The 8,490-nt window shown below is 72.9% G+C and carries 11 protein-coding genes; 7 read left to right on the top strand and 4 right to left on the bottom strand.

Features of this window, described 5'->3' with window-relative positions; translation table 11 throughout:
* A partial coding sequence (locus tag AB0C20_RS33315) for an NAD(P)/FAD-dependent oxidoreductase (protein ID WP_357569490.1) occupies positions 1-1,506 on the bottom strand: 1,506 nt, incomplete at its 3' end.
* Between the two features lie 72 nt (positions 1,507-1,578).
* On the opposite strand from AB0C20_RS33315, the gene AB0C20_RS33310 reads away from it, so the two are divergent.
* Entirely contained in the window at positions 1,579-3,012 is a 1,434-nt protein-coding gene (locus AB0C20_RS33310; RefSeq protein WP_357569489.1) for an aldehyde dehydrogenase family protein, read from the top strand.
* A 70-nt stretch (positions 3,013-3,082) separates the two neighbouring features.
* Here AB0C20_RS33310 and AB0C20_RS33305 read toward each other — a convergent pair whose 3' ends face one another.
* On the bottom strand, positions 3,083-3,484 hold the full coding sequence (locus AB0C20_RS33305) for a ChaB family protein (protein WP_238669926.1): 402 nt from the start codon (positions 3,482-3,484) through the stop codon (positions 3,083-3,085).
* Positions 3,485-3,660: 176 nt separating this feature from the next.
* On the opposite strand from AB0C20_RS33305, the gene AB0C20_RS33300 reads away from it, so the two are divergent.
* The 4 genes from AB0C20_RS33300 to AB0C20_RS33285 all read left to right on the top strand — a co-directional run bounded on the left by AB0C20_RS33300 (position 3,661) and on the right by AB0C20_RS33285 (position 6,049).
* Positions 3,661-4,647 (top strand): YihY/virulence factor BrkB family protein, encoded by a 987-nt coding sequence (locus tag AB0C20_RS33300; protein WP_357569488.1) that lies wholly within the window; start codon positions 3,661-3,663, stop codon positions 4,645-4,647.
* A gap of 100 nt (positions 4,648-4,747) precedes the next feature.
* A complete protein-coding gene (locus tag AB0C20_RS33295) occupies positions 4,748-5,164 on the top strand; it encodes a DUF2795 domain-containing protein (protein ID WP_088947320.1) in 417 nt (138 codons plus the stop codon).
* A gap of 52 nt (positions 5,165-5,216) precedes the next feature.
* The gene (locus tag AB0C20_RS33290; RefSeq protein ID WP_357569487.1) at positions 5,217-5,678 is read left to right on the top strand and encodes an SRPBCC family protein; all 462 of its coding nucleotides are present in this window, start codon (positions 5,217-5,219) and stop codon (positions 5,676-5,678) included.
* 110 nt (positions 5,679-5,788) lie between these two features.
* Entirely contained in the window at positions 5,789-6,049 is a 261-nt protein-coding gene (locus tag AB0C20_RS33285) for a hypothetical protein (protein ID WP_357187316.1), read from the top strand.
* On the opposite strand, the gene AB0C20_RS33280 is transcribed toward AB0C20_RS33285, so the two are convergent.
* Complete coding sequence (locus AB0C20_RS33280; protein ID WP_357569486.1) at positions 6,007-7,302, bottom strand: MFS transporter; 1,296 nt, start codon at positions 7,300-7,302, stop codon at positions 6,007-6,009. The genes AB0C20_RS33285 and AB0C20_RS33280 overlap by 43 nt on opposite strands.
* Before the next feature lie 158 nt (positions 7,303-7,460).
* On the opposite strand from AB0C20_RS33280, the gene AB0C20_RS33275 reads away from it, so the two are divergent.
* The gene (locus AB0C20_RS33275) at positions 7,461-7,670 is read left to right on the top strand and encodes a hypothetical protein (RefSeq protein WP_210787345.1); all 210 of its coding nucleotides are present in this window, start codon (positions 7,461-7,463) and stop codon (positions 7,668-7,670) included.
* Here AB0C20_RS33275 and AB0C20_RS33270 read toward each other — a convergent pair.
* Complete coding sequence (locus tag AB0C20_RS33270; RefSeq protein WP_357187322.1) at positions 7,667-8,116, bottom strand: hypothetical protein; 450 nt, start codon at positions 8,114-8,116, stop codon at positions 7,667-7,669. The two genes, AB0C20_RS33275 and AB0C20_RS33270, sit on opposite strands and share 4 nt — an antisense overlap.
* A gap of 162 nt (positions 8,117-8,278) precedes the next feature.
* On the opposite strand from AB0C20_RS33270, the gene AB0C20_RS33265 reads away from it, so the two are divergent.
* Positions 8,279-8,490 (top strand): DUF6401 family natural product biosynthesis protein (locus tag AB0C20_RS33265; RefSeq protein WP_357569485.1); only part of this gene is annotated, 212 nt, incomplete at its 3' end.

Genomic DNA, 8,490 nt, shown 5'->3' with positions numbered 1-8,490 from the left:
GCCCGGAGCGCCGTGCACACCGCCGCCCGGGTGCGCCGACGCGCTGGCCAGGAAGAGCCGGTCCACCGGGGTGTCCGCCCGGCCCAGGCCAGGGATCGGGCGCAGGAAGAGCTGCTGGTACGCGGCGGCGGTCCCGCCGCCGAGCGCGCCACCGACCAGGCTCGGGTTGCCCTTCTCCAGGTCGGCCGGTCCGGCCACGTGTCGGCCCACGATCAGGCTTCGGAAACCCGGGGCCGCCGCCTCCAGCGCGTCCTCCATCCGCTGTACGTGCCCGGCGACCTCCTCGGCCCGCCAGTTCCGCCGGAACGGCAGATGGGTGTACGACCAGAGCGACTCGGTGCCCGGCGGGGAGTGGCTCGGGTCCGCCACCGACATCTGCCCGACCAGCAGGAACGGGTCGCGGGGCAGTTCGCCACGGGCCAACTCGCTGGCGTAGTGGGTGAGCCCGTTCAGGTCCGCGCCGAGGTGCACCGTGCCGGCGCCGGCCAACTGCCGGTTCGCCCAGGGCACCGGCGCGGAGAGCGCCCAGTCCACCTTCAGCGTGGAGCCGTCCCACCTGAAGTGCGCCAGGTCCTCCACCAGCCGGGACGGCAGCGCCGCCGCGCCCACCAGGTCGAGGTAGAGCGCAGGCGCCGGCACGTCGGCGAGCACGGCCCGCCGGGCCCGCCACAGCGCGCCGCCGACGGTCCGGACCCCCATCGCCCGGCCCCGGGCGGTGAGCACCCGGTCGGCACGGGCACCGTAGATGATCGTCCCGCCGCGCGCCTGTAGCCGATCCACCAGCGCGTTGGTGATCTGCTGCGCGCCGCCGTTCGGCACCGGCCAGCCGACCTGCTGGCCGAGCATCGCCAGCAGCCAGCCGTACACCCCGGAGCCGGCCTCCTCCGGGGAGAGGTCGGTGTGCAGGGCGCAGCCGGCCAGCAGGGCCGGCCCGCCGGGACCGTCGAAGAGTTCGTCGCCAAGCTTGCGGACCGGTACGACCAGGCGCCGCGCGAGTCGCAGCGCGCCGGCGACGCGCAACCGACGCAGCAGGCCCAGCCCCCCGCGTACCGGCGGGAACGGCGAGGTGATCGCCTCCAGCATCGGCTCGGCCACGTCGAGCCAGTCGGTGTACGCGTTGAGCCAGCGCTTTCCGTCCCCGGGTGCGAACTGCTCCAGCGACGCGGCTGTGACGTCCGGATCCCGGTTGATCACCGCTGCTCGACCGTCCGGCAGCAGGTGCGCCAGCACGTCCGGCGAGTGCCGCCAGGACAGCCCGTGTCGGCCCAGGTCCAGGCCGCCCAGCACCGGCGAGGCGTACCCGAGGGGGTAGAACGAGCTGTAGAGGTCGCTCAGGTAGCCGGGGGCGGTGACCTCGGCGGAGCGGACAGCGCCGCCGGGCACCGCTGTCGCCTCCAGCACCACCACGTCCCAGCCGGCGTCGGCCAGCAGGTTGGCCGCCACCAGGCCGTTGTGCCCGGCGCCGACGACGACGGCGTCCGCGCTCTGCGCGGTGGTGGTTGTCATCGGATCCGCCTACCCGGCGCGCAACCGGGCGAAACGCGTTTGCCTCGTCGAGGCCGGGGCATCCAGCGCCGCATGTACACGGTTGCGCAGCTGGTGGGCGGGGTGTGGGGTGCGGGCGGCGACGGCGGCGAACTGGTGGTGCGTGATCCGGCGGACGACGCGCCGGTGAGCACGGTGCCGGTGGCCACTGCCGACGAGGTGGGCAAGGCGACCCAGGCGGCCCGCAACGCGGCGGCCCAGTGGGCGGCGACCGCCCCGGCGGAACGGGCGGCGGCGCTGCACCGGGCAGCGGACGCGGTGGAGGCGGTCATCGAGGAGTTGGCGGCGGCGGTCACCGCGGAGATGGGCAAGCCGTTGGCGGACGCCCGCGGCGGCGTCGAGGCGGGGATCGGCACCCTGCGACAGTATGCGGAACTGGCACCGCTGCGCGGTGGGCGCACGCTGAACGGCGAAACCGACGCGCTGGACTTCCTGACCCCCCAGCCACGCGGGGTGGTCGCGGCGATCACCCCGTGGAACGACCCGGTGGCGGTCTCCTGTGGGCTGCTCGGCGCGGCCCTGGTGACCGGGAACGTGGTGCTCTACAAGCCGAGCGAACGGACACCGGCGACGGGCTGGCTGCTGGCCCGGGCACTGGACCAGGCACTGCCGGCCGGGGTGTTGTCACTGCTCACCGGTGGCCCGGAGGTGGGCGCGGCGCTGGCGGCGCAGGACGTCGACGTGGTGGCCCACGTGGGTTCCACAGCGACCGGACGGGCGATCGCCGCCGCGGCGGCCCGTACCGGCGCGAAGGTGCTCCTGGAGAACGGCGGCAGTGACCCGTTGATAGTGGACGCGGGCGTCGACCCGGAGTGGGCGGCGGAGCAGGCCGCGCTCGGCGCGTTCGCCAACGCCGGGCAGATCTGCGTGGCGGTGGAGCGGCTCTACGTGCACCGGGAGGTGGCCGACGACTTCGTGGCCGCGCTGGTACGACACGCCGGAGCGCTGCGGGTCGGGCCGGGCCGGGACCCGGGCACCGAGCTGGGTCCGCTGGTCGACCGGCGGCACCGGGACCACGTGCACGGGCAGGTGGCGGCCGCGCTGGCGGACGGCGCTCGGGTGCGGGTGGGCGGTGAGGTCCCGGACGGGCCGGGGGCGTTCTACCCGGCCACCGTCGTCACCGACTGCCGCCACGACATGCCGCTGGTCCGGGAGGAGACCTTCGGGCCGGTCGCCCCGGTGGTGGTCGTCGACTCGTTCGACGAGGCGCTGCGCTGCGCTGCGGACTCTCCGTACGGGCTGGCCGCCACTGTGTTGACCCCGTCGATGAGTCACGCGCAGCGGGCCTGGCGGGAGCTGCCGGTGGGCACGGTCAAGGTCAACGCGGTGTTCGGGGGCGCGCCGGGGGGTGCCGCGCATCCACGCCGGGCCAGCGGGCAGGGCTTCGGGTACGGCCCGGAGTTGCTGGACGAGTTCACTGCCACGAAGGCGGTGCACATCGAGGCGCCGGGAGGCGGGCACTGGTGAACGGTGCGGGCGGACGCAGGGGTGGCGCGTCCGCCCGCACCGCGTCGGTAGTGCTCCGGCGCGGCGGAGATCAGTCGCCGCGGGCCTTGCGGGTGGCGCGGTCGTTGGCCTTCTCGATGGCCGTGACCAGCTCCGGTTTGGTCATGCTGGACCGCCCGGGCACGTCGAGTTTGCGGGCCACCGACATCAGGTGGTCCTTTGTGGCGTTGGCGTCCACGCCGCCCGCGGTGGGGGCGCGTCGTTCCGGCCCGCCACCGGCGGCCTGCTGGTCGCTGGGGCCCTTGCGGCCCTTCGGCTCCCAGTGGTCGCCCACCTTCTCGAACTGATGCTTCACGGCGGCGAAGGCGGTGCGGTGCGACCGCTCCCCCTCGCCGTAGGTCTCGACCGCCGAGTCGTGCGTCTTCTCCCAGGTGCGCTGCGCCTTCTCCGGGGAGCGTCGCAGCGTGCTGGGCAGATCTTCGCGCCTGGGCATCTCGTCCTCCTCCGTGTCGACACTGTCGCTGTGACCGTTCCCCGGTGACCGGGCGGCAAACCATAGCGGCGGCGGCCGGGCACCGGGTGGGTTTGTCGATTTCACCATCCGGGTACCGCCGGGCCAGGCCAGACCGGACGACCGGTCATCCGGCGGCCGGGGCGCAGGGAGCGGGCATGACGACCACGGAGCCCGGTACGACGCTCGACGGCACACCGGACACCCGGGTGCCCCGACGGATGCGGCAGCTGAGCTGGCGGACCTGGCGCGGGGTGCTGGTCCGCAGCGTGCAGAACTTCGTCAACGACAACTGCTCCGACTGGGCCGCCGCGCTGACCTACTACGGGGTGCTGGCGCTCTTTCCGTCGGCCATCGTGGTGGTGGCGCTGGTCGGTCTGGTCTCCGACGGGGAGCGGACCCTGGACACCGTGCTCGACCTCGCCAACCAGGTGGGCGCCGGTTCGGTGCTGACCAAGGACGAGGGCGGCGTGGTAGGGGTGATCCGCACCGTGGTGCTCGACCAGAGCAACCCCAAGCTGCTGCTGAGCTTCGGCCTGCTCGGCGCGCTCTGGTCCGCGTCGGGCTTCATCGGCGCGTTCACCCGCGCCTCCAACGCCGTCTACGGGGTGACCGAGGGCCGCCCGGTCTGGAAGCTTCGGCCGCTTCAGATCGGCTTGGCGGCGATCACGCTGGTGCTGCTCGCTGTCGTCGCCCTCGGCCTGATCGTCAGTGGGCCGGTCACCGATGCGGTCGGCGACCTGGTCAACGCCGGCGGCCTGGCCCGCACGACGTGGAGCGTGGCGAAGTGGCCGGTCCTCGCCATGATCATGATGGTGCTGCTGTCCCTGCTGTTCTGGATCGCGCCGAACGTGCGCCAGCCCCGGTTCCGCTGGCTAACCCCGGGCGGCGCGGTCGCCCTGATCTCCTGGGCGGCGGCCTCCTTCGGCTTCGGCCTCTACGTGGCCAACTTCGGCTCGTACAACACCACCTACGGCAGCCTCGGGGCGGCCATCGCGTTCCTGGTCTGGCTCTACCTGTCCAACTCGGCGCTGATGCTGGGCGTGCAGATCAACGCCGAGGTGCAGCGCGGGCGGCAGTTGCAGGCCGGCGACCCGGACCCGGACGAGCCGGTGCTGCCGCCCCGCAAGCCCGCCGACGAGTGAGCCCCCGTTCGGCGGCGGTGTCCGGTTCGCCGCCGGGCCGAGGGCCGGTTCGTGGCCCGGTGCCGGTTTATCGGGTGAGGTGCCGGGTAGCGCAGAAGGCATGGAGCGTGGCAACAGCAAGCACGGACCGAGGATCGACGAACAGATGAGTCAGGAGGTCAGCGGTCTCGTACAGGGGCCGGGGACCGGTGGCTCTCGGGTCGACGAGTCGCGGGTGCCGGAACCGGCTGGCGAGGACCAGCCGGAGACGACCACCGCCCCGGCCGGCGACCTGCGCACCGGCACCCCGCAGGGCATGAGCTCTACGGACGTCGAGCAGCGCAGCCGGCTCGGCCGGTTCATCTCGATGAGCGCGCTGCCGGGCGACCGTCTGGTGCTCATTGCCAGCGCCCGTGAGAACGAGGCGCCGGACGACATCGTGGCGGCGCTGGAACGGCTGCCCGAGGGCACCGTCTACCAGACGGTCTCCGAGGTGTGGGCCGCGCTGGGCAACAAGAACGAGACAACCCGCTGGTGACCAGGATCGCCCCCGATCCGGCAGGCCACCGGCACCCGAAGGAGGTTCCCCGATGAGTGGCGTTACCGAACATGTGGACGTGTCCGTAGCCGTACGCACCGCGTACGACCAGTGGACGCAGTTCGAGCAGTTCCCCGAGTTCATGGAGGGTGTGCAGGAGGTCCGGCAGCTCTCCGACACGATGACCCACTGGACGGTGGACATCGCCGGGGTGAAGCGCGAGTTCGACGCGGAGATCACCGAACAACTTCCCGACGAGCGGGTCGCCTGGCGCTCGACCGACGGCACCCAGCAGGCCGGCGTGGTGACCTTCCACCGACTGGACCAGGACAAGACCCGGGTCACCCTGCAGCTCGAGTTCGAGCCGCACGGCGTGGTCGAGCAGGCCGGCGACAAGCTCGGCATCGTCGACCGACGGGCCAAGGGCGACCTGGAACGGTTCAAGACCTACATCGAGCGGCGTGGTCAGGAGACCGGCGCCTGGCGCGGACAGGTGGACCGTCCGCAGCCGTGACAGTGAGCAGTGACCTGAGATGGCCGCCGGGATCCCGGCGGCCATCGCCGTATCCGAGGCCGCTCGCCGGGCACCGTTTGCGGTCATCGTGCCCGGGTACGGCTGAAGGTATGACCGACGACAACATCAGGGTGTGGCGGGACGAGGAGCGGCTTCCGTTGGAGGAGTTGGAGCGCGCGATGTCGGGCTCCAGCCTCGACGGGCAGGCCGACGACGTGACGGGTAACGACGCCGGCGAGGAGTCCGCGTTCGGGCACGGACCGGCCGCGTCGGACCGAGACGGTGCGGTCCGGGGCAACAGCCGAGAGGACACCGACCCGCAGCGCGCCTACCGCCCGTCCACCACCGGCCGTACCGGGCCGGACGTCTGAGGATCGCTTCCGGGCTGGGCGGGCACCGCCGGCGCGGGAGGTCTGGCAGCCGGCCGGCGCGCGCCCCACTCGTAGAGCGCGATCAGCGCCAGCGCGAGCACCAGCAGGGCCGCGCCCAGCACCTGCACCGACGTGTTGCCGATCAGCACGCCCAGCCCGGCCGGGACGAGCGCCGCGCCGACGCCCGAGGCGCCGATCTGCATCCCGATGGCCCGGTCCGCGTGCGCCGCGCCGACCCGTTCGGCGGTGGTGAGGGTGAGCAGCGGAAACACCGGCGCGGCGGCGAAACCGACAACGACAAGGCCGAGCACCGCCAGGACGGCCGGGCCGGGAACGGCGATCAGCGCCGCGCCGACGGCCATTCCGGCCAGGCTGGCCCGCAACACCAACCCCGCCCCCAGGCGCTCGGCCACCAGGCCCTGCACGACCCGGCCGACGAAGAGACTGCCCCAGTACGCGGAGACGCAGCCGCCGGCCAACGCCGCACTGAGCCCGCGCCCCTCGGTCAGCAGTAGGAACGCCCACAGCCCGGCGGACACCTCGATGGCCACGTACAGCGCGAAGGCGAGCAACCCCGACCAGACCGCAGGCAACCGCAGCGTGTCCCGAACCGGGACCTGGACGGTCGACGCCGGCCCGGAACCACTGGCGGCGGGCACGCCCTGGACAGCCGCGCCGGCCGGGGCGTCACGGCGCCAGGCCCGCACCGTGAGTGCGAACGCGGCGGCGAGGACGAGTTGGGCGGCGGCCACGATGCCGTACCCCCAGCGCCAGGCGAGCCCGGCGCTCAGCACCGCGGTCATGATCAGTGGACCGATTGCCACGCCGAGGCCGAAGAAGGCGTGCAACCAGTTCATGTGGCGGGCCCCGAAGGCACCTGCGGCGTACGCGTTGAGCCCGGAGTCGACAGCTCCGGAGCCGAGCCCGAGCAGCAGCGCACAGCCCACCAGCACCGCCAGCACGGGGCTCACCGAGTAGCCGGTCAGCGCCAGGCTGGCCAGCAGGGTGCTGCCGGCGAGCAGGGCGCCCACGCCGACCCGGGCCAGCGTGAAACCGGCCAGCACGCTGGAGGTGAGATAGCCGACGGTGCCGGCGGTGAGCACCCACCCGACCGCCTCGGTCGGTACGCCGAAGTCGCCTCGGATCGAGGGCCAGCTGACGCCGAGCAGGCCGTCGGGCAGGCCGAGACTGACGAACGCGAGGTAGGACAGCAGGAGCAGTGCGGCGCGGGGACGCGCGGGCGCGGTGGACACGAGAGACCATCCTGCCGCAGGGGCACCCTAGCGCCGTCGGCACCCGATCGCTCGCCACGCAAAGAAGTCGTGTCCGTACGGCCGAGAAAAAGGACAGCTCATCCAGAATCGGCCGATCGGAGGACGGCAAGCCGGCCGGTTCGCGTAAGAATTTCGGGATGCATCAAGGCTCCGGAATCCTCTCCACGCGTCAGCGCAAACTCGCCTGGCTCGGCTTCCTGCTCGCCGCGCTCCAGGCACCCGTGTCCGCCTGGCTCGTCGCCGACGAGTCGTGGCTGTTCAGCCTCTGCGTCGCGCTGATGGTGGCCACCGTGATCATCGCTGACGACGCGGCACGGCGTCGCCCGGCCGACGCGACAAGCGACTAGCCTCCGCCGCCCGGCCGGGCCTCGTGGCCCGGCCGGCCCCGGCTCCGGCGGCGTTCCTTCATCTCCGCCTCGTAGAGGTGCCGCCGCCCACCCACCAACTCGTCGCGGGCCTGCTGGTCCAACTCCCGGAACAGCTTGTGGTAGCCGTCGTCGAAGTCCTCGACGATCTGAAACGTCCACCGTCCGGCGATGACGTTGCGGCCGCGCAGCTCCGTGGCGATCCGGTCGGCGAGGCGCGGATGCCCGGCGGCGTGAAACTGCTCCACCGCGTCGTCGAGCATCAGGTCGGCATGGCCGATCAACTGGTGCATCGAGTAGAGGTGCCCCCGGGCCCGCTCCACACACTCCAGCGCCTCGCTGAGCTTGCCAAGCGCGGCAACCGTGGCGTCGCTGACGCCGTCCGGCCGCCGGTGCCGCTCGTCGGGTCCGTCCTCCTGCTGTCCCATCCGTGCCTCCGTGCCGGGTGCCGTCATTCCTGGGTGTTCTCCTGCTGCCCCGTCTGTGCCGGATCAATCCCCCAGGTCAGCGGCGACCGCCCCAGTGGCGCAGCCGACATCCGCCGAGCGGACGAGGTCGACACGGTCACTGGTCGGTTAGCCTCGGTCACCATGCGTGTGCCGTTCAACCGGGTCGCCTCCCGTACCGCCGTCGACTCGGCGCGTTCCTCACTGGCCGCCCTCACCGTCTCCGTGGGCACTGTCGGGCTCGCCGCCGCCTCCGCGCGCCCGGGGCTGCTGGCCCTCGTCGACCAGCACGCGGCGGCCGTCCGGGACAGCCTCGACGGCGACAACACGCCGCTGACCTCAGCGGCGCTCGCCGG

This window comes from Micromonospora sp. NPDC048843, from assembly GCF_040649965.1.
In the GTDB taxonomy this organism is placed as follows: domain Bacteria; phylum Actinomycetota; class Actinomycetes; order Mycobacteriales; family Micromonosporaceae; genus Micromonospora; species Micromonospora hortensis.
Note: the sequence above shows the minus strand (reverse complement) of the source record. Positions and strands in the feature narration are given on the sequence as shown.

What these genes read in the sequence shown, in the direction of transcription:
- AB0C20_RS33270 (WP_357187322.1), bottom strand. Translation starts at nt 8,116, where the DNA reads ATGGGACAGCAGGAGGACGGACCCGACGAGCGGCACCGGCGGCCGGAC.
- AB0C20_RS33310 (WP_357569489.1), top strand. Translation starts at nt 1,579, where the DNA reads ATGTACACGGTTGCGCAGCTGGTGGGCGGGGTGTGGGGTGCGGGCGGC.
- AB0C20_RS33295 (WP_088947320.1), top strand. Translation starts at nt 4,748, where the DNA reads ATGGAGCGTGGCAACAGCAAGCACGGACCGAGGATCGACGAACAGATG.
- AB0C20_RS33290 (WP_357569487.1), top strand. Translation starts at nt 5,217, where the DNA reads ATGAGTGGCGTTACCGAACATGTGGACGTGTCCGTAGCCGTACGCACC.
- AB0C20_RS33305 (WP_238669926.1), bottom strand. Translation starts at nt 3,484, where the DNA reads ATGCCCAGGCGCGAAGATCTGCCCAGCACGCTGCGACGCTCCCCGGAG.
- AB0C20_RS33275 (WP_210787345.1), top strand. Translation starts at nt 7,461, where the DNA reads ATGCATCAAGGCTCCGGAATCCTCTCCACGCGTCAGCGCAAACTCGCC.
- AB0C20_RS33285 (WP_357187316.1), top strand. Translation starts at nt 5,789, where the DNA reads ATGACCGACGACAACATCAGGGTGTGGCGGGACGAGGAGCGGCTTCCG.
- AB0C20_RS33300 (WP_357569488.1), top strand. Translation starts at nt 3,661, where the DNA reads ATGACGACCACGGAGCCCGGTACGACGCTCGACGGCACACCGGACACC.